The sequence below is a fragment of the Saccharopolyspora endophytica genome (genome assembly GCF_018070075.1).
Taxonomy (GTDB): domain Bacteria; phylum Actinomycetota; class Actinomycetes; order Mycobacteriales; family Pseudonocardiaceae; genus Saccharopolyspora; species Saccharopolyspora endophytica.
Window position 1 is genome coordinate 1 of the sequence record NZ_JAGPXE010000005.1, and the last position, 19149, is coordinate 19149.

At 68.8% G+C, this 19149-nt stretch carries 17 protein-coding genes; 5 read left to right on the plus strand and 12 right to left on the minus strand.

The window, feature by feature from the left end; genetic code table 11:
* Positions 1–1587: 1587 nt before the first annotated feature.
* From couM to couN, 3 genes are read right to left on the minus strand one after another with little or no spacing between them, the layout of a single operon-like run.
* Positions 1588–2073, minus strand: a complete 486-nt coding sequence (couM, locus tag KBO27_RS13620; RefSeq protein WP_210970382.1) for a p-hydroxycinnamoyl-CoA hydratase — start codon at positions 2071–2073, stop codon at positions 1588–1590.
* A gap of 27 nt (positions 2074–2100) precedes the next feature.
* Positions 2101–2991: a 4-hydroxyphenyl-beta-ketoacyl-CoA hydrolase gene (gene couO, locus KBO27_RS13625; protein WP_307870429.1), complete on the minus strand. Its 891-nt coding sequence runs from the start codon at positions 2989–2991 to the stop codon at positions 2101–2103.
* Positions 2992–2999: 8 nt separating this feature from the next.
* Positions 3000–3911 (minus strand): 4-hydroxyphenyl-beta-hydroxyacyl-CoA dehydrogenase, encoded by a 912-nt coding sequence (gene couN, locus KBO27_RS13630; protein WP_210970384.1) that lies wholly within the window; start codon positions 3909–3911, stop codon positions 3000–3002.
* Between the two features lie 90 nt (positions 3912–4001).
* On the opposite strand from couN, the gene KBO27_RS13635 reads away from it, so the two are divergent.
* Positions 4002–4448 (plus strand): MarR family winged helix-turn-helix transcriptional regulator, encoded by a 447-nt coding sequence (locus tag KBO27_RS13635; RefSeq protein ID WP_210970385.1) that lies wholly within the window; start codon positions 4002–4004, stop codon positions 4446–4448.
* A gap of 21 nt (positions 4449–4469) precedes the next feature.
* Here KBO27_RS13635 and KBO27_RS13640 read toward each other — a convergent pair whose 3' ends face one another.
* The 3 genes from KBO27_RS13640 to KBO27_RS13650 form a co-directional block, all read right to left on the minus strand.
* Positions 4470–5810 (minus strand): MFS transporter, encoded by a 1341-nt coding sequence (locus tag KBO27_RS13640; protein WP_210970386.1) that lies wholly within the window; start codon positions 5808–5810, stop codon positions 4470–4472.
* A gap of 69 nt (positions 5811–5879) precedes the next feature.
* A complete protein-coding gene (locus KBO27_RS13645) occupies positions 5880–7397 on the minus strand; it encodes an acyl-CoA synthetase (RefSeq protein WP_210970387.1) in 1518 nt (505 codons plus the stop codon).
* A gap of 23 nt (positions 7398–7420) precedes the next feature.
* Positions 7421–8599, minus strand: a complete 1179-nt coding sequence (locus KBO27_RS13650; RefSeq protein ID WP_210970388.1) for an acyl-CoA dehydrogenase family protein — start codon at positions 8597–8599, stop codon at positions 7421–7423.
* 228 nt (positions 8600–8827) lie between these two features.
* Between KBO27_RS13650 and KBO27_RS13655 the strand changes: the two genes are divergently transcribed.
* Complete coding sequence (locus KBO27_RS13655) at positions 8828–9826, plus strand: MBL fold metallo-hydrolase (protein WP_210970389.1); 999 nt, start codon at positions 8828–8830, stop codon at positions 9824–9826.
* A 73-nt stretch (positions 9827–9899) separates the two neighbouring features.
* Here KBO27_RS13655 and KBO27_RS33665 read toward each other — a convergent pair whose 3' ends face one another.
* Complete coding sequence (locus KBO27_RS33665; protein WP_210970390.1) at positions 9900–10367, minus strand: MarR family transcriptional regulator; 468 nt, start codon at positions 10365–10367, stop codon at positions 9900–9902.
* A 98-nt stretch (positions 10368–10465) separates the two neighbouring features.
* On the opposite strand from KBO27_RS33665, the gene KBO27_RS13665 reads away from it, so the two are divergent.
* Complete coding sequence (locus tag KBO27_RS13665; RefSeq protein ID WP_210970391.1) at positions 10466–11689, plus strand: PP2C family protein-serine/threonine phosphatase; 1224 nt, start codon at positions 10466–10468, stop codon at positions 11687–11689.
* A gap of 185 nt (positions 11690–11874) precedes the next feature.
* Positions 11875–12318, plus strand: a complete 444-nt coding sequence (locus KBO27_RS13670; RefSeq protein WP_210970392.1) for an STAS domain-containing protein — start codon at positions 11875–11877, stop codon at positions 12316–12318.
* Between the two features lie 8 nt (positions 12319–12326).
* Here the strand turns inward: KBO27_RS13670 and KBO27_RS13675 are convergent, their stop codons facing one another.
* Together KBO27_RS13675 and KBO27_RS13680 are read right to left on the minus strand one after the other, a co-directional pair.
* Entirely contained in the window at positions 12327–14354 is a 2028-nt protein-coding gene (locus KBO27_RS13675) for a hypothetical protein (RefSeq protein WP_210970393.1), read from the minus strand.
* A 39-nt stretch (positions 14355–14393) separates the two neighbouring features.
* Entirely contained in the window at positions 14394–15635 is a 1242-nt protein-coding gene (locus KBO27_RS13680; RefSeq protein ID WP_210970394.1) for an ATP-grasp domain-containing protein, read from the minus strand.
* A gap of 506 nt (positions 15636–16141) precedes the next feature.
* Between KBO27_RS13680 and KBO27_RS13685 the strand changes: the two genes are divergently transcribed.
* Positions 16142–16747: a class I SAM-dependent methyltransferase gene (locus KBO27_RS13685; protein ID WP_210970395.1), complete on the plus strand. Its 606-nt coding sequence runs from the start codon at positions 16142–16144 to the stop codon at positions 16745–16747.
* A 12-nt stretch (positions 16748–16759) separates the two neighbouring features.
* Here KBO27_RS13685 and KBO27_RS13690 read toward each other — a convergent pair whose 3' ends face one another.
* The 3 genes from KBO27_RS13690 to sigK form a co-directional block, all read right to left on the minus strand.
* Entirely contained in the window at positions 16760–17656 is an 897-nt protein-coding gene (locus KBO27_RS13690; RefSeq protein WP_210970396.1) for an oxidoreductase, read from the minus strand.
* Positions 17657–17775: 119 nt separating this feature from the next.
* Positions 17776–18534, minus strand: a complete 759-nt coding sequence (locus KBO27_RS13695) for an anti-sigma factor (protein WP_210970676.1) — start codon at positions 18532–18534, stop codon at positions 17776–17778.
* Positions 18531–19124: an ECF RNA polymerase sigma factor SigK gene (gene sigK / locus KBO27_RS13700; protein WP_210970397.1), complete on the minus strand. Its 594-nt coding sequence runs from the start codon at positions 19122–19124 to the stop codon at positions 18531–18533. The genes KBO27_RS13695 and sigK overlap by 4 nt, the downstream gene beginning before the upstream one ends.
* Between the last annotated feature and the right edge of the window lie 25 nt (positions 19125–19149).

Below are 19149 nucleotides of genomic sequence, written 5' to 3' on the forward strand. Positions count from 1 at the left end.
CCGATCCGACTTGCCGATCTTCTTCCGGTCTGCGCTCACAGCGTCAGAGCTCATCACTCACAGTGCCCATCCCGCCGGACCCACGCCCGGCGCGTCAGGCTGGAAACACCGTTACCCCGACAGTCCCAATCTGCGGCCTTGCTCCGGCTGGCAACGTCGGAGGCCAAGCGTGCTTCCTGCTTTGCGTAGGAATAGGGTTCGCAGGAGACACCAGTGGAAATTACGGTTTGAATTTCAGTCTGGGAATTGGAACTCCGGACGCCAGTATTAGCGCGACAACTACGCCCGTGGGGTCGGGGATCGGTAGCGGATTGCAGCTCTTCTTCTCAGGAGGCTTTCTGGGTAAAGGGGCCGTTGGGTACAGCGCAGGCGTTCCCTCTGGTGGAGGAAGTGTTGGCGTGGCTCCACTGAGCGTATACGCGACGTATACCTGGCAGTGGTTCTGGTAATATGATCAAACCCTGGCGCGATGATGTTTCATCGCGCCAGGGTTTGATCAAGTTTGCCGGGAGCTTTCATCAATAATTCCGAGGCTGAAGTCGAGATGAATTTTGAATCACTATTAGTTGCAATCCTTACCGTTGCAGGATTCCTTTTTGTGGCGTTCAGCAAACCCTTCGCTCGGGTCAGTACAAAAAACGCTAGTAGTTATTGGCCAAAAATGTCAAATGAGAAGTTGGCGAGGTGGTTCCTCTGGCATAGGTGGGGCGCAGTCGCAGGTGGAATTTTTTTTCTTGCTATCGGGGTTCTATTTTTTTCGGGAGTCATTGGTCCGTCGCGCTAAGCTCACGGGCGCATACTAGTCAATGAATTGTGTGAGCCCACGCAAATGCGTCCCGAGGAGGCCCGATAATGCTTTGGGTGATGGCGCGCCACGACCCGCTGACCTCCCGCAACGTCGGAGAAAGCAGCTCAGAGTCCGCTGCCCGGGGTGCTGAATCTGAAACGCTTAGTGACTTTAGGGTATGAAACCCCTGTTCGGAGGGCAAGCTGTATCTGTGTGGGGTCAAGGACTGCTATTTCAACCGCATCGTCGGCTACTCGATGGGTCTGCCCAGGATTTGGTTGACGCCTTGACCTGCACCAGGGCTTCTCGCTCGTTTCAGTGTCACCGCTGCGGACGGGCGTAGACACCTCGGCTCATCCGGGTTGGGACTGTCAGCTGATCGGCTCTCTTTCGGTGAGCGTTGTTGATCTCTGGGAGCAAAGATTTGGGAGGATTTTGGGAGGATGGATGTTCCTTGAACTGCACTCAACCGCATCTAGGTGGCGGGAACGGTATGGTCGCGACCTGCTGGTTCTCGATTTTCGCAGGTCAGGGGCCTGCGACTGTCTACCTTGACACGGTAGAGGTCACTGGTTCAATCCCAGTATCGCGCACCACCACTTCACGCGGCGTGACGATTTCGTTCCGCCTCACGCGAGTTCGCGCGTCGATCCGCGAGGTGATCACCCGGACGATTCAGCGGTAGCCGGTGTCGCTTTCCTCGGTGATTCGTCAAATCCGCTCGAACAGCCGTGTCCGTCACCGGTTTCGCGCTGTACCGGTGGACACGAAGGTGACGCGTCCACCGGTACAGCGGTGGGTCATTCGAAGAAGCGGTACACGGCCTCGGCGACGACCGCCGGACGCTCGTGGCCCTCGAGCTCGATCCGCCCGCCGACGATCAGCTGCACGCCACCTTTCGGCAGAACCTCCACCGCTGTGAGCGTCGCGTGCAGGCGGATCCGGCCACCGGCCGGAACCGGGTTGGTGAAGCGGACCTTGTTCAGCCCGTAGTTGATCGCCATGGTCGCGCTGTCCACCTGCAGGACCTCCGCCCACATCGGGATGATGAGCGAGAGCGTCAGGTAGCCGTGCGCGATCGGCCCTCCGAACGGGCTTTCCGCCCGGGCGCGGTCGGGGTCGACGTGGATCCACTGGTGGTCGTCCGTGGCGTCGGCGAAGGTGTTGATCCGCTGCTGGGGGACCTCGACCCAGGAACTCGTGCCCAGTTCCGCTCCCTCCAGCGCCTGGAGGTCGGCGAGCGTGGCGACGCGGGTCGTGGTCGGCGCGGTCGTGCTGTCGGTCATGGCATCTCCTCGTTCGAACGCGGCCGGTCAGCTCTTGACGCCGAGAACGCGCAGCGCGTTCTCCTTGAAGATCAGCGGGGCGACCTCGGGTTTGATGTCGAGCTTGGCGAAGTCGTTGCGCCAGCGGTCGACCTGGATGACGGGGAAGTCGGAGCCGAAGAGGACCTTCTCGCGGAGCATCGTGTTGGCGGCTTTCACCAGCTGCGGCGGGAAGTACTTCGGCGACCACCCCGACAGGTCGATGTAGACGTTCGCCTTGTGCATGGCGATCGAGATCTGGGAGTCGACCCACGGCACCGCGGGGTGAGCCAGGACGATCGTCAGATCGGGGAAGTCGGCCGCGACGTCGTCGAGCAGCATCGGGTCCGAGTAGCGGAGCTTGATGCCGTGCCCACCGGGGAGCCCGGCACCGATGCCGGTCTGCCCGGTGTGGAACAGCGCGGGCACGCCGGCCTCGGAGAGCAGCTCGTACAGCGGGTAGAACCGGCGGTCGTTGGGTTCGAACCCCTGCAGGCTCGGGTGGAACTTGAAGCCCCGCACGCCGTAGTCGTCGAGCAGGGTTCGGGCGCGCTTGACCGCGGTCGTTCCTTGCCAGGGATCGACCGAGCCGAACGGGATGAGCACGTCGTTGTGCGCGGCGGCCAGTTCGGCGATCTCCTCGACGGAGTTGGGCGCGTGGCCCGACGCCGAGGTGGCGTCGACGGTGAACACGACGGCGGCCATGTTGCGCTCCCGGTAGTGCGCAGCGATGGAGTCGATCGTGGGCGTGCGCTCGTGGCCGGACTTGAAGTACTTCTCCGAAGCCGCCATCAGCTCGTCGTCGACGGACTTGTGCCCGCACCCGTCGATCTCGACGTGGGTGTGCACGTCGATGGCCTCGATCGCGTCGAAGTCGACGGCGCACTCGTATCGGGTCACCTCGTCGCTCATCGGGCCGGCACCTCCTCCGGGAATTCCTCGCCCACCGACTCGACGGCGTGATCGAAGGTCGCGGCCCATGCGGTCGCGATGTCGTCGGCCGACCACCCGCCGTCGTGGAACGCGGTCGTCGTCAACTGCGGGTGCGACCACAGCGCGAGCCGGTCCCCGCCGACCGAGATGGCCTGGCCGGTGATCTCTGCCGCCGCTTCGGAGGCCAGGAACGCGACGACTCCTGCGGCGTCCTCGGGCGTGCCCATCCCGACGTCGCGCCGGATGACGGCAGGCAGCGGCTCGCCGCGCTTCATCGACTCGACGTGCGGTGCGAGGAACGGGATGGTCTCGGTCATCGCCGTCGCGGCGACCGGGCACAGGGCGTTGACGGTGATGCCGGCCCGCTGCAGCTCCATCGCCCAAGTCCGGACCATGCCGACGATTCCGGCCTTCGCGGCCGAGTAGTTGGTCTGCCCGAAGTTGCCGCGCTGACCGGCGGGAGAACCCACGCAGATGATCCGACCGCCCTCTCCCTGCTCCCGGAAGCGCTGCACCGCCCGGCGAACGCAGGTGAAGGTGCCGCGCAGGTGCACGTCGATCACCGCGTCGAAGTCCTCGTCGGTCATCTTCCACAGCACCTTGTCCCGCAAGATGCCGGCATTGGTGACCAGGACGTCCAGTCGGCCGAACTCCTCGACGGCGGCGGCCACCAGTCGCTCGGCCGTCTCCGCGCTTCCCACCGGAGCCACCACCGCGATCGCGCGGCCTCCGGACTCGACGATCTCGGCGACGGCGGCGTCCGCGGTGGCGCGGTCCACGTCGTTGATCACCACCGCGGCTCCGCGCCGCGCGAGCTCCTTCGCGTACGCCAGGCCCAGGCCCTGCCCGCTACCGGTGACGACGGCAACCTTGGTGCTCAGATCCATCATGCTCCTTAGGTCGAGTCCTTCGCATGGTAAAATCCATAGTTAAGATTTTCAATTATTTAGATGTAGAGATGTGGACAGGGGAGACGCATGCCGCAGTCGCAAGGCCACTCGTTGGCGGAGGACCTCGGTTTTCTGCTCTCGCGTTCCGGGGGGATCCTGGCCGGTGCGGTGAACAAGGCACTGGTCCCGCTGGGTCTGAAGGTGCGCTCGTACACCGTCTTGGCGCTGGCGTGCGAAGCGCCCGAAGGGGTCAACCAGCGCAGCGTCGCGGCCACGATGGGGCTCGACCCCAGTCAGATCGTGGGCCTGGTCGACGACCTCGAGGAGCGCGGCCTGGTCGAACGCACGGCAGCTCCGGCGGACCGCCGCAACAAGCTGATCGTGGCCACGGACGAAGGGCGCGAGCTGCACGCGGACGCCAGTGCGCGCGCTGCGCAGGTGGAAGCCGGGTACCTCGAGCACCTGTCCGGCGAAGCGCTGGACCAGCTGCGAGAAAGCCTGCAGCACATCGTGTTCCCGAACAGCACGAGCTGATCCGGCCGTGGGCGGACCCCATCAGCGTCCGCCCACCGCATCCAGATCGTTGTCCTTGCTCTCGCCGCCCAGGAGGATGAACACCGCGCTGACCAGGCACAGCCCGATGATGAACAGGCCGACCGGCAGGATCGAGCCGCCGGCGGAGGCGAACAGCGATGCCAGGATCACCGGGGTGAAGCCCGCACCGACCAGGGTCGCCAGCTGATAGCCGAGCGAGGCGCCCGTGTAGCGGCTGCGCGTGCCGAACTGCTCGGAGATGTAGGCCGCGATCGGTCCGTACGTGGCGCTCTGGCACAACGTGTAACCGATGAAGGCGAACGCCGCCGCTGCGAGGGTGCCCTGGGCGAGGAGCATGAACAGCGGGTAGACGAGCACCACCATCCCGGCCAGGCCGCCCAGCATCACCGGTCGACGGCCGACCCGGTCGGACAGCCGGGCGTAGCCGAGCACCAGGAAGATCGCGCAGAACTGGCCCACGGCGAAGCCGAGCAGCACTTCGGACTTCACCCCTCCGTGCTTGATCGCGTAGGTGATCGCGAACGTGGTGAACGCGGTCTGCATGCCGAAGGCGGCGATGCAGGCCAACGCGGAGAACACCACGGTTCGCGGGCGGCGCAGCACGACGAAGAGCGGCGGAGCGGACTCCTCGCGGTCGGCCCGCTCCCGGGCCGCGCGCTCAGCGGCCGCTCGGAACACGGGGCTCTCGCTGACCTTGGAGCGGACGTACAGGCCGAGCGCGAGCATCACGGCCGACACGAGGAAGGGAACGCGCCATCCCCAGCTGAGGAAGTCCTCGGAGGGCAGCAGCGCCGCTCCGGACATGGCGAGGGTGCCCAGCAGCGCACCTGTGGGCGCACCCGCGTTGGTGAACGCGGCGAGGAAGCCCCGCCGCTTCGGTTCGGCGTGTTCGAGCGCCATGAGCGCCGCACCGCCCCACTCGCCGCCGATCGCGACGCCCTGGAGGACCCGCAGCGTGACCAGCGCGATCGCACCCCACGACCCGATCATCGACGCCGGCGGGATCAGTCCGATCAGGCAGGAGGCCGCTCCCATGATGGCCATGGACAGCACCAGCATCTTCTTCCGGCCGATCAGGTCGCCGAAGTGGCCGAACACGACGCCTCCGAGCGGGCGCGCGAGGTAGCCGGCGGCGAAGGTGCCCAGCGAGGCGATGGTCGCAGCGGCGGGCGAGAGGCCGGAGAAGAACACCGGCCCGAACACCAACGAGGCGGCGGTGCCGTAGAGCAGGAAGTCGTAGTACTCGAGCGTGCTTCCCAGGTAGCTCGACAGCACCACGCGGGCGGCTTCTCCCGTTCGCGGGGGTGATGACTGCGTTCTCGCGGAGCCGGTCTCGGTCATGGTGCTCCTTCGGTCGGTGAACGAGGGGATCGCGCAGCGCGTCGGACAGCGCCGCTGGGGGACGGCCCGTCAGCGGGCGTGGAGCCGCCGGAGTTCGCTCTTGCGGATCTTCCCGGTGGCGTTGCGGGGGATCTCGTCGAGCACGAGCAGCGACTTCGGGATCTTGTACTTCGCCAGGCGTTCCCCGAGGTACTCGACCACCTGCTCGTGCGTCAGCGCGTGCCCGTCGTCCAGGCTCACCGCCGCGCAGCCGACCTCGCCCCACTTCTCGTCCCGGATGCCGAAAACCGCGCAGGAGGCCACGCCCGGCATCTCCAGCAGCACCGCCTCGATCTCGGCGGGGTACACGTTCTCCCCGCCGGAGATGATCATGTCCTTGAGCCGGTCCACGATCGTCACGAAGCCGTCCTCGTCGGGGAGCCCGACATCGCCCGAGCGGAACCAGCGCCCGTCGGTGAAGGCGTCGGCGGTGGCGTCCGGCCGGTTCCAGTACTCGCGCATGACGTTCGGACCGCAGATCTGGATCTCGCCGCGCTCGCCCGGCGCCACCTCGCGCCCGTCCTCGTCCACCACCCTGACGTCGGTGAAGAAGTGCGGAACACCGGCGGTTCCGCGCTTGCGCTCCACGTCGTCCGGAGTGAGGATCAGCGCGCCCGGACCGGTTTCGGTCAGGCCGTAGCCCTGGCAGATCTTGATGCCGCGTTCGGCGTAGGTCCGCAGGGTCCGGGGCGGTACGGGTGCCGCGGCGACGATCACCCGCCGGATGGCGGACAGATCCGTCGAGGCCCAGTCGGGGTGGGAGCTGAGCGCGTCGAACATGGTCGGCACGCCGAAGGTGTAGGTGATCCGCTCCCTCTCCAGAGCCCGCAGGGCCCGGCCGGGCTCGAAGCCCTCCTCGATGACCACGGTGCCGCCCTTGAGCAGCGTCGGCAGCGCGACGAAGTCCAACGCCGCGGTGTGGAACAGCGGAGCGCACACCAGGGCGGTCTCATCGCTGGTGAGGTCGAGGTCGATCACCGCGTTCATGACGCTGAACACGATGTTGCCGTGCGTCAGCACCACGCCCTTCGGGCGACCGGTCGTACCGGAGGTGTACATGATGAAGCACGGGTCGTCGTGCGACACCGGTTCGTCGATGCGCGCGGTGTCGGCCGAGGCGATGAGGTCCTCGTAGCCGACGGCGTCCGCGGGTGAGTCCCCGTCGCGCATGACGACTCGTGTCGCGGAACCGCTCGAGGCCCGCGCGATCTCGGTCAGCTCCTGCGAGTGGATGAGGACCGAAGCGCCGGAATCGCGCAGGGCGAACTCGACTTCCGGTGCGGTCAGCCGCGCGTTGAGCGGGACGAAGATCGCACCGAGCAGGCCGGAGGCGAACAGCGCTTCGAGGTAGGCGGGGTGATTCGCGCTCAGCAGCGCGACCCGGTCCCCGCGCCCGACCCCGAGCTCCCGCAGGGCGTGCGCGAGCCGGGTGACCCGGTCGTCGAGGTCCCGGTAGGTGATCCGACGATCGCGGAACGACATCGCGACCTTCTCCGGGGAGAGCCGGAACCTGCGGTGGGGCCAGGAACCGGTGCCTTCGTTGCGCATGGGGTGTGGCTCCTTCGGTCTGCTCAGTCCGATCGGCTCGAGATCAGCTTGCGGCCGATGATGTCCTTCATGACCTCGGTGGTTCCGCCGTACAGGGTGCTGCCGCGGGAGTTGAGGTAGTCGGCTGCGACGTCGTACTCGGCCATGAACCCGTAGCCCCCGTGCAGCTGGACGGCTCGGTTCACCACCTTCGAGTGCAGTTCGGTCACCCACCACTTCGCCATCGCCGCGGTGATCTCGTCCAAGTCGTGCTGCGCGGCGGCGAGGACGCAGCGGTCCACGAAGGACTGCGCGATCTCGATCTCCGTCGCCAGCTCCGCGAGGTAGAAGCGGTTGGCCTGGAAGTCCGCTATTCGCCGCCCGAAGGCCGTGCGGGTGACGGCGTGCTCCAGCGCGGTGCCGAACGTTCGGCGCATCAACGCCATGGAGGCGACCGCGATGCTCAGCCTCTCCTGGGCCAGGTGGTGCCGCAGGTAGCCGAAGCCCTCTCCCTCCTGGCCGAGGAGGTTGGCGCGCGGGACTCGGACGTCGTCGAAGTGCAGCTCCGCTGTGTCCTGCGCTGCGAGTCCGATCTTGCGCAGCGGTCCTGTGCGGGAGAAACCGGGCGCATCGGCTTCGATGACGAGCAGGCTGATGCCGCGCTTGCCCGCGGCGGGATCCGTCTTGACGACGGCGATGATGAGGTCGGCGAGCATCCCGTTCGAGATGAACGTCTTCGCGCCGCTGACCACGTAGTGGTCCCCGTCGCGCGTCGCGGTGGTGGTGACCGCGGCCAGGTCGCTGCCCGCCGCCGGTTCGCTCATCGCGATGGCCGCGATCTTCTCCCCGGCGCACAGCGGAGCGAGGAAGCGCTGCTTCTGCTCGTCGCTGCCCAGCGCGTTCAAGTACGGCGCCACGAGGTCGTTGAACCCGGACAGGCTCATGGTCACCGCCTGCGCGCCGATCCGGCACAGCTCCTCGATGAGCACCGCGTTGAAGCGGAAGTCGTCGACGCCCCCGCCGCCGAACCGCTCGTCGACGCCGACTCCCAGCAGGCCGAGCTCTCCGGCCGCCCGGAAGATCGCCGGGTCCACGCGCCCGGCATCCGCCCACTCGGCGAGGTGCGGGGCGACCTCGCGCTCGGCGAAGCGTCGGGCGACATCGCGGAACGCCTCGTGGTCGGCGTCGAAGATGGTGCGGGGCAACGAAACGGTGCTGCTCATCGAGGTCCTCTCGTGCCGGCTGCGCCGCTGTGCGGCGGGCGAGTGGTCACGCAGATCACAATGAAACTTAGATGATTGAAAATGTCAACCCAAGACAATGTCAACGAGTGCTGTCATCATGCACTGCGGGCGGGAGGGCGACCGACCCTCATCTCCGAATCCGCACACCCGATTCCGGATGACCGAGCCGACGGGTCCCGCCGGCCGCCACCGGAGAAGGAGCTCTCGATGTCTTCAGCAACCGAAGTGATCCTGCTCGGCACCTCAGGCGGACCGCGCTGGCGACGTGATCGCGCCGGGATCGCGTCGGCGCTCGTCGTGGGCGACGCCGTCTACCTCGTGGACTGCGGGTACGGGACGGGTCGCCAGATGATCCGGGCAGGGCTCGGGCTGGATCGCTTGCGCGGAGTCTTCGTCACCCACCTGCACTCCGACCACACGATCGACTTCTTCAGCCTGCTGCTCTTCGGCTGGTACGAGAAGCTCGAAGGCGTCGAGCGGCCGGTCGTGGCGCTCGGGCCCGGTGACCGCGGCCGGGTCCCTCCCGCCTCACCGCACCTGCTGACGCCTCCGGCGACGATCTGCGCGGACAGCCCGACACCGGGGCTGGCCGAGATGACGCGCCACCTCACGCGGGCGTTCGCCACCGACATCAACGACAGGCTGCGCGACAACCTCAGACGGCACCCGGACGACCTCCTCGTGGCTCGCGACATCGCGTTGCCCCAGGACGTTTCGTTCGACCCCGACCACCACCCGTGCCCGCGCATGCGGCCGTTCCCGATCTACGAGGACGACCGGGTGCGGGTCTCCGCGACCCTGGTGCAGCACGCGCCGGTGGCCCCCGCGTTCGCGTTCCGCTTCGACACCGACGAAGGTTCGGTGGTGTTCTCGGGCGACACCGGGGTGTGCGAGAACCTGATCGAACTCGCCGCCGATGCGGACGTCCTCGTCCACGAGGTCATCGACGAGCAGTGGGTCCACCGGCAGTACGAGGGCGGTCGCACGGAGCAGCAGCGCTCGATGATCGACCACCACCTCACCGCCCACACGGCCATCCCCGACACCGGCCGCGTCGCGGAACGAGCCGGGGTGCGGACCCTCGCGCTCCACCACTTCGTCCCGGGCGAGCTGGAGTCCCCGCGGTGGCACGAGGCCGCGAAGGAGTTCTCCGGCACCCTCGTCGTCGGCCAAGACCTCGACCGGATCCCGCTCCGCCGCACCTGATCGGCAAGGCCGGAGGCCGTGACCACCACCCTCCGGTGATCACGGCTTCGCACTGAGGAGAGGCGCCTCGGGGTCAGGCGAGTTCTTCGTCTGGGAGGTCGAGGTCCGTTGCTGCTGCGTGGAAGGCGTTGAGGCCGGTCAGCAGGGCTGTGCGGGTGCGCGGGGGCATGGCGTCGAGGACCTGCTTGAGGTCGGCTTGGCGTTCCCGCTGGAACTGGCGGAGGAGGCGGCGGCCGTCCCGGGAGAGCTGGAGCATGACCTCGCGCCGGTCGTCGGAGCCCGCGACGCGGTCGAGGAGGCCTGCGGCCTGGAGCCGGTCGCAGACGCGGCTCGTCACCGACGGGATCGAGCCCAGCTCGTCGGCGAGGCTCATGAGGTTGATCGAGCCGTGGCGGTCCACGACGACGAGCGCCCGCAGCTGCGACGGGGAGACCGTCGGCTTCATCCGCTCGGCGCTGCGTCCCCAGACGACCATGAGAACCCCGATACCCGCTTCGAGGTCGTCGAGGTGTTCGCTGGACAGGGGATCGGGTTTGCGCACCGGAGGATCCTCCTCGCCGGGTGTATCAAGTCCGCGCACTGCGATACCGGACGTATTCTGGCACGCCAGGAGCCGAGAACGTCCGCGGTTGAGCGGACTTGGGTGAAGCCGGAGACATGGTGACCGTCGCGACACGTCTGGATTCCCTCGACCGCGCGTTGCGGGCCGCGCCGGCTCACGAGCTGCCGGAAACGTTGCTGGAACTGCTGGGGAAGCACTTCGGGGTCGCGGGGCTGGAGATCTACCTGGCCGACCTGCGCCTCGCCGTCCTGGAACCGGTCATCGAGCCGGAAGCCCCCGGAATTCCGCTGGTGGCGACGTTGGAAGGACGCGTCTTCTGCGACCAGGTGTGCATCCAGCAGCCGCTCGACGACGAGGTCGCGCTGGTCCTGCCGATGACGGTGCGGGGCGACCGGTCGGGCGTCCTGTGGCTGCGGCTGCCGGAAGCTCCGGACGAGGCGGTGCGCGAAGAACTGGCCGTCGCGGCCGAACTCGTGGCGCACGCGATCGTGCTCGCCGAAGTGGCGACGGACCGCTACCAGCGCGCACGACGACCGCAGCGCCTGACGCTCGCCGCCGAGATGCAGTGGCAGCTGCTGCCGGTGCGTTCCGTTGCCAGCGCCTCCTACCGGCTCGCCGGTCAGCTCGAACCCGCCTACGCGGTGCGGGGCGACAACTTCGACTGGGCCCAGGACCTGGACTCGCTCACCGTCGCGGTCACCAACGGGATGGGCGAGAGCACGACGGCGGCCGCGCTGACCACGCTGGCGATCACAGCGCTGCGCAACGCGCGGCGCAGCGGCGCCGACCTCGTCACCCAGGCCGCCCTCGCCGACCAGGCCGTGTGGGCGCACCACGCGGGGACGCAGCACATCTCGACGCTGCTGATGCGGATCGACCTCGCCACGGGTGAGGTCCGCGTCATCGACGCGGGCTCGCCGCGGCTGTGGCTCGTCCGCGAGAACAGCGTCGAGCGCGTCGAACTGGAGGCCCAGCTCCCGCTCGGCTTGGTCGACGGCACCGAGTACGACGAGCAGCACCTCCAGCTGGAGCCGGGCGATCGGCTCTTCGTGCTCACCGACGGGATCTACGACGCCGTGCTCGCCGATCGCGACTACAGCACCGCCTCGCTGCACCGGGCGTTGCAGACCAGCCGCCGACTGCCACCCACCGAGGCAGTGCGATCGCTGCTCAGCGACCTGCGGGCATTCCTCCAGGACAGCGACCTGGACGACGACGCCGTGGCCGTGTGCATCGACTGGATCGGGCCTCGCGGAGACGAGCTCCCCGCCGCGGACGAGCGGAGCTGGATCCTGCTCTGAGCCTCGAATCGCTTGCCACGTGGCACTGATCCGCTCCGGAGCGACGAGCCGGAGGCCCGGCGTTCTCCGCGAATTTGCTTGCCACGCGGCAAGCAACCGGTAAGATCGCGTGGTTCAACTTGATCGGGTGAGGCCGCAACGGTCGGCCGGCGACGGATGCCGTCGACGCGAGGAAGGACGACAGGATGTCCCTCGGGCAGCGGGTTGCCGGAGCTCTCGGCGACGAGGCTCCGCACGACACCACCGGCAAGGCACCTGCGGCGAGCGTTCAGGTGACGTTCCCGCGACCGGACGCGGTCGTCGCCACCGTCAGCGCACCCGTGGACCGCGACACGGTCGACCAGCTCGAGACCATGCTCTGGCCGCAGCCGACGTCCACGGCGCGGCTGGTCGTCGTGGACCTCACCGACGCGCACGTGCTCGACGTCCCGGACCTGCAACTGCTCACCCACGCCCACATGCTCGCCCACGCTCGCGGTGGGGCGCTGCACGTCGTCGCGGCCGGCGAGGCCGTCCTGGACGCGCTGCACGCCGCCGGGATCCGCGCCCTGCTGGAGTGCCACGCCACCGTCCAGGACGCCCTCGCCGCGACGACGAGCACCGACGCCGTCGGCGCGCCGAGGGGCTGAAGCGCTGGTCAGGGGTGCGGGTCCTGGGCGGCCTGCAGGCTGCCCGCGGGTAACCGCTCGGCTCCCCAGCTGCGCTCGATGTACCCGGTGATCCGCGCGATGTCCTCGGCGGGAACGCGCTCCGGCTCCATCCGTTCGAGCGGGTCGAGGTGGAAGATGTAGAGGCGGGAGGCGAACTGGTCGAACGGCAGCGACGCCTCGCCGAAGCGCTCACCGCTTCCCGCCGTGGAGACCACGACGCCGTCGCCCCAGTCCTGCCCGCTGTCGTTGTTCGGGTTGAAGAAGTAGACCCGCATGACGTCCTGCGGATCCCGCGCGACCCGCAGGATCGTGATCGCGTGCCAGCCGACGTAGCGGGCCGCGCTGTCGGTGACCGCGACGCCCGCCGGCTGCGGGTGGATCAGCGGCCGGTCGCCGTTGTAGGCCGGGTGGTAGCTGGCGTGGAACTCGCGCAGGAACGTCTCGAGGTCGATCAGGTTGCCGGTCGCGACGTCGACGTTGATGCGGAACCCGCGGGCCGCCCACCAGCCGTGGAACTCGGGGTTGACCCACCGGTGCGGGTCGCCCGGCCGGTCGGCGCAGCGCCGCCCCATCTCGGCGTAGATCCGGTCCAGGTGGGGCACGACGAGCAGCGAGACCGGGTCGAGGTCCGTCGGCAGCGAGGTGGCGACTCCGGAGGCGAGGTCCTTCGACGAGATCGGCCGGCCCTCGAAGTGCATGATGACCTCGTCGTCGCGGGCCGCCCAGACCACCATCTGCAGCAGGTAGTCCGGGTCGTTGCTGGCCCACATCGACAGCGCGCGGGCCGACTGGCAGGTCGGGTTGTCGCCCTGTCCGACGCCCAGCGGCTGGCCCAGCATCGACAGCACTCCCGCCGTCAGCCGCGCCACCGAATCCGGTTCGTCGCCGAAGGCCAGCGTCAGCCGCTCTCGCGCGGCCGGGGAGAGGTCCAGGGCCAGCTGGCGCCAGAGCGCGGGTTCCACGGGCGGCTCGTAGAGGATGCCGCGGTCGAGCAGCAGCGCCAGCCCGTAGACGCACTGCGCGGTCTGCGGGTGCACGGCCTTGTCGACCAGCTCGTGCACCAGGTCGCTGTAGCGCAGCAGGCAGTTCCGGCCGGTGTCGGACAGGCCGAGCGCTTCACCGACGAGGTAGTCGCTGTCGGACATGACGAATCGCAGCAGCTCAGCGTGGTACGGCGACACCAGCCCGGTGTCGTGCATCGCCCGCGCGAACCCGGTGGCCTCGTACTGCAGGCCCCGCGTGTCCAGCGCCTCCAGCCGGGAGCGGAAGACGTCGATGCCCGGGTCGTCCCGGCAGGCCTCGGTGGTGCCGAACAGGCTGGTGATGAGCCGGTCGATGCCCTGCCCGGACGACGCGCCCAGGTCGATGTCGGGATCACCGCGGTAGATCGCGATCCGGGTGATCAGCGACTGCACCTGGTCGACCTGGATCGGGCGCTGGCGCAGGATCCGCCAGATCTCGTCGACCAGGTTGTCCAGCACGCTGTCGTAGCCGATCTCGTCGGCGAGGTGCCGGAACAGGTCCCGGATGAGGCGCGCGATCCGGCCCTGCCGGATGCGTTCGGCCTCGCTGGGCGAGGTGAACAGCAGCTCCAGGTTCATGGCCAGCACCTGGGTCAGGAACTGGCGGGCGTCCTCGGCGGAGATCGTCGGATGCGCGAACTCCTCGCGGGCGACGGCGAGCATGCGCAGCTCGCTGGTCACCTCCATCACGACGGTGTCCACGTCGTCGCTGCGCAGCCCGGGGCCGACCAGCGACGGGATCAGGATCTCCGGGGACGCCCAGTCGGTTCCCCGGAACAGCCCGGCTTCCTCCAGCGCCTGCGCCCTGGCCTGGACCGCCGCGGCGCCGCCCTGCTGCAGCAGCACTCGCCGCAGCGCCTCCAGCACCCGCCGCAGCTTCGCGTGCTTGCTGAAGTCGGGAGCCTCGGCCATGGCCTGGATCGCGCCGTCGAGCGAGGTCACGCGCTTGTCCAGCGTCGTGACCTGGCCCGAGGCGTCGGCGGTCGGTTTCAACGGTGTCCCTCGGGTAGTTCTCCTGCGTCGACGGAGCCGTCAGACGTAGAAGTCGAGCTCTTCCTGCTGTTTCAGCAGTTCACGCATCCGGTAGGGGTCTTCGCCGAAGAAGTACAGCAAGCCCCAGTGGGTGCCGAACGCCGTCCTCTTGGTGACCGTTTCCTCCAGCGGTGCCGACAGGTCATGCGAATCATAGTAGTCGTCGTCCTCGGTCTGCTCCGGAATCTGCAGCTCGTTGACGACCCGGCGGCGCGGGTAGACGCCGAAGCACCCCGCGACCCCGGTCGCGTCGACCACCTCGCGCGGGAAGAACGCGTCGATCTCCTCCTCGGTGGTCTTCGGGTCGAACGCCAGGACCAGGCCCTGGTAGGCGTTGAACCCGTAGGCCCGTTCGAGCAGCTCGAAGACCTTGAACCCCGGCGGCCGGTAGGCGACCTCGCCGAAGTACATCTCGCCGTCGCTGGTGACGAAGTACTCCGGGTGAACGAAGCCGAACTCGATGTCGAAGGTCTTGATGAGCTTCTCGATCTGCTCGGTGATCTGGGCTCGGTACCGCTCCAGCTCCGGGGTCGCGGGCACGAACACCGAGTAGCCGAGCGTGACGTACTCGGAGATGTTCAGGAACTTGATCTTGCCGTTGTGGATCCACGCCTCGACGGCGAACTCCCAGCCGTCGAGGTGCGATTCCATGAGGACCGGGAACTCGTCGTCGGGGATCTGGTCGATCTCGTCCGGGGTGCGGATGACGCGGTGCCCGAGACACCCGGCCTTGTCGAAGGCCTTGACGTGGATCGGGTCGTTCGGGTCGCCGTCGAGCTTGAGCAGCGTCTGGTTGACGCGCTTGAGGAAGCGGACCACGTCGTCCCGGTCGTGGGCCTCCTCGAAGATCCCGACCCGGATGCCGCCCAGCTGCGCGCGACGCTTCATCAGCGCCTTGTCGCGCAGCAGCATGGACTGGCCGAGCAGGCGCGGGTTGTCCAGCAGGACCGAGTTGATCGCTCCGGCCCACTCCACGGTCTCCTCGAACAGCGGGATCGCGACGTCGACGCCCATCTCCTGGAGGGTTTCGGAGATCTCCATCGAGCGGTCGTTGAGCCGCTCGAAGTTCCACGGCACGTAGGGGATGTCGTGCTCGACGCAGTACTTCTCGGCCCAGTCCGGGGCGACGACGACGTACCTGCGGTCGAAGCGGTCGAGAGCTTCCACGGCGTTGAGGCTCCAGCCGAGGAGAGCTACGTACCCCTTGTCCGAATTCTTGGCGACCGGTTCGAGCTGTGGCATGGGCCTTTCCTCCGTTTCGGCGAATTCAGTTCTCGACGACGTCGTGGGCGCGACCGCACCCGAACTGCTCTTCCGCTCGCGTGGTGATGTGCTCGGTTGCGCCCTGGTCCTCGGCCTGGCGTCCTGACCAGCGGCAACGGTGGGCTCACACGGCAGTGGATCGGTGAGGGCTCGCTGGCGGGGCGGACGTGGTGCGGTGGATCGGCGATCGCATCAGATGCTCAGCTGGCTCGGAGATCCAGACTGACATGCGAAAATGCTTCCGCGGCAGGCGTCGGGTCGTGATCTTCGGCAGGCTACCACCATTTCCGCCGGAATTTGCTTGCCACATGGCAATCGTTTCGCTCGAACCCCCTTGACGCGGCCGCTCTGATGCGCCCGCTACCAGCGGAATCCCCCGGCGTGCGGGTTCTCGTGAAAATCAGGGTTCGCGCGCGGGTCGCGGCCGCGTCCGGTTTCGGCCCGATCCGCGAGGATTCGGCGTTCGGCGGTGGTATACATGCCGAGTGGCGGAAGGTTCTGCGAGCGAGGCGTACGGACGGCGAGCGGAGGAGTACATCGCGCTCCTCGGCGACATCGAGGCGACGGCATCACCCGATCGCGAGCTGATCGCCGGGTGGGCTCGCGCGCAACCCGAGGGGCCGCTCCTCGACGTCGGGTGCGGGCCGGGGCACTGGACGCACTGGCTGCACGAGCAGGGCCTGGACGTCGGAGGTGTCGATCCGACACCGGAATTCGTCGACGCCGCCCGGAAGCGCTTCCCGGACGTGGCCTTCCGGGAAGGCGTCGCCGAGCAGCTCGACATCGCGGACTCCAGCCTCGCCGGAATCCTCGCCTGGTACTCGCTGATCCACGTGCGGCCCGACCGCGTCCCCGCCGCGCTCGCCGAGTTCGCCCGGGTCGTGCAACCCGGCGGCGGACTCCTCGTCGGCTTCTGCCGCGGACCGCAGCTCGAACCCTTCGACCACGCCGTGACCACCGCGTACTTCTGGCCGGTCGACCAGCTCAGCGACCTGATCGAGGAAGCCGGGTTCGCCGTCTCGGCCCGCGACACCCGCGACGATCCGGGTGCTCGGCCGCACGGCGCGATCGTGGCCTCCCGCGTGAGCTGACCCGCTTGGCGCTCAGGCCAGGAGGTCGCCCGGGCCGGGAATCCCGGTGAGCCGCCTCGACATCTCCCACAGGCGCTGCGCCGCTTCCGGGTCGCTGGCCCGCGCGCTGCGGCCGACGAGCGTCGGATGCCCGCGCAGCTCCCGCCGCCCGTCGGGGCCGACGTAGGCGGCCCCGGGCAGGTCCTGCGTCGCCGCGTACAGGCTCGGCAGCGCGCCCGTGGCGGGGCCCTGGGCCAGCAGGGAGCCCGCGATGCGGGTCGCCCCGACCAGCAGGCGGTTCCGGCCGTGGGTTCCGAGGTCGGAGGAGGTGTAGCCCGGGTGAGCGGCCAGCGCGCGCACGGGTGAGCCGACCCGCTCCAGCCGTCGTTGGAGTTCGAGGACGAACAGCAGGTTCGCCAGCTTGGACTGGCCGTAGGCCGCGACCGGCCGGTAGGGGCGGCGCTCGAAGTTCGGGTCCTCGAAGTCGATCGCGCCGAACCGGTGCGCCCCGGAACCGAGCGAGACCACGCGACCGGTGATGTGCGGCAGCAGCAGGTTCGTCAGCGCGAAGTGCCCCAGGTGGTTGGTGCCGAACTGCATCTCGAACCCGTCGACCGTGCGCCCGGCCGGGACCATCGCCACACCGGCGTTGTTGACCAGCACGTCGACGTCCCCGGACCACGACTCCGCGAATTCGCGGACGGAGGAGAGGTCGGCCAGGTCGAGCCTGCGCACCTCGTTGCTGCCGCGCACCGCGCGGGCGGCTGCCTCGCCGCGCTCCAGGCTGCGGACCGCGAGCACGACGTGCGCTCCGGCGCGGGCGAACCCGCGCGCCGTCGCCATGCCGACCCCGTTGCTCGCGCCGGTGACGATCACGGTCCGCCCGTCGAGCCGGGGCATCTGGTCGTGGGTCCATCGCATGTGCGTCATCGCCCCGATTGTTTCTCCCGCCGCGCCGGCCGGGCGCCGGGGCCGGTTCCCGGCCGCCCGCTCCGGCGCGCCGGGTGCTTGTCCGTCCACAGTGGTCTCCGTCGCCCGGTGCCGGTGACTCAGCCGGGCACGGCCATCACCATGATCGGCTCGGTGGTGGGTTGCGGTGAACCGCCTCTCGGCTCGACCGTCACGGCGAGCTGGCGGGCGTCGGCGGGCATCGCCGTCATCAGCGGTTCTCCCGTGGGCGTCGGCGGCAGCACGCCGGCCGAGCTCGGACCGTCGACGCCGATGAACCAGAGCTGGTAGGTCCGGTCCGCCGGTGCGGCGGGCATGTCCGAGGTCAGGAACGCGGCGCTGCCCAGCTGCCGGGACACCACGCTGACCGCTCGCGCCTCTCCCGCCGAGCCGTGGACCAGCCGCGCGTCCGGCGATTGCAGCAGCCGGGCGACCTCGGCGTTGTGCGAGCCGGCCTGCTGGGCGAGCCGGTTCGCCTCCGCCAGCTCCTGCTGGCTCTGCCAGGCGACGCCGCCGAAAGCCGCGGCCAGCGCGATGCCGACGGCGGCCGCCGCGACGGCGAGTCGGGTGGTCCAGCTCCGAGCCTGCGGGAACCGCAGGATGCGGCCGGGAGAAGGTTCCGCCGACTGCGGTGGCAGCTGGCGGGTGCGGGCGATCTCCTCCATGACCTCCTGCTTGAGCGAGTCCGGAGGCGGGACGGCGGTGTCGGCGCCCAGCCGAGCGGCGGTCTCCCGCAGCTCCCGCACCTCCTGGGCGCAGTCCTCGCACCGGGCCAGGTGGCGCTCGAACTCGGCCAGCTCGGTCCCGCTCAGCGCGTCCACGGCGTATGCGCCGGTCAACACGGCCAGTTCCTTGCTCATCGAGTGGTCACCCCCAGGCAGTCGCGCAGCCGGATCAGGCCGTCGCGCAGGCGTGTTTTGACGGTGGCGAGCGGGGCGTCGAGCAATCCGGCCGCTTCGCGGTAGGTGTAGCCGCGGTAGTAGGTCAGCACCACGGATTCGCGCTGCAGGTCCGTGAGGGTGCCGATGCAGCGGCGCAGCTGGCGCTGCTCGAACCGGGAGAGCACCGCTTCGGCGACCTCGTCGTAGGGTCGTCCGGCTTCCTGGCGACCGGCCTTGGTCTCGCGCTCGGCGGCGGCCTGGGCGCTGCGGACCCGGTCCACCGCCCTGCGGTGCGCGATCGTCATGATCCAGGCCATCGCGGTGCCCCGGTCGCTGCGGTAGCGGCTGGCCGACCGCCACACCTCGACGAGGACCTCCTGCGTGACCTCCTCGGACTGGGCGGTGTCCCGGACGACTCGCTGCACGAGCCCGTGCACCGGTGCGGCCACGAGGTCGTACAACCGCGCGAACGCCTGCTCGTCGCCCTTCGCCACGGACACCAGCAGGTCGTGCGGTCCGGGGGAATCCCCTGCCTCCGGCTGCTCGGCCGGTCTGCGAGTGCTCTCCATGTGCACCTTCCTCGTGCCCGGCCCT

Bases quoted from the DNA above. Each gene is read 5' to 3' on its own strand.
- sigK (WP_210970397.1), bottom strand. From the start codon at position 19,124: ATGGAGAGCACTCGCAGACCGGCCGAGCAGCCGGAGGCAGGGGATTCC.
- KBO27_RS13635 (WP_210970385.1), top strand. From the start codon at position 4,002: ATGCCGCAGTCGCAAGGCCACTCGTTGGCGGAGGACCTCGGTTTTCTG.
- KBO27_RS13650 (WP_210970388.1), bottom strand. From the start codon at position 8,599: ATGAGCAGCACCGTTTCGTTGCCCCGCACCATCTTCGACGCCGACCAC.
- KBO27_RS13640 (WP_210970386.1), bottom strand. From the start codon at position 5,810: ATGACCGAGACCGGCTCCGCGAGAACGCAGTCATCACCCCCGCGAACG.
- KBO27_RS13655 (WP_210970389.1), top strand. From the start codon at position 8,828: ATGTCTTCAGCAACCGAAGTGATCCTGCTCGGCACCTCAGGCGGACCG.
- KBO27_RS13680 (WP_210970394.1), bottom strand. From the start codon at position 15,635: ATGCCACAGCTCGAACCGGTCGCCAAGAATTCGGACAAGGGGTACGTA.
- couN (WP_210970384.1), bottom strand. From the start codon at position 3,911: ATGGATCTGAGCACCAAGGTTGCCGTCGTCACCGGTAGCGGGCAGGGC.
- KBO27_RS13695 (WP_210970676.1), bottom strand. From the start codon at position 18,534: ATGAGCAAGGAACTGGCCGTGTTGACCGGCGCATACGCCGTGGACGCG.
- KBO27_RS13690 (WP_210970396.1), bottom strand. From the start codon at position 17,656: ATGACGCACATGCGATGGACCCACGACCAGATGCCCCGGCTCGACGGG.
- KBO27_RS13645 (WP_210970387.1), bottom strand. From the start codon at position 7,397: ATGCGCAACGAAGGCACCGGTTCCTGGCCCCACCGCAGGTTCCGGCTC.
- KBO27_RS13670 (WP_210970392.1), top strand. From the start codon at position 11,875: ATGTCCCTCGGGCAGCGGGTTGCCGGAGCTCTCGGCGACGAGGCTCCG.
- couM (WP_210970382.1), bottom strand. From the start codon at position 2,073: ATGACCGACAGCACGACCGCGCCGACCACGACCCGCGTCGCCACGCTC.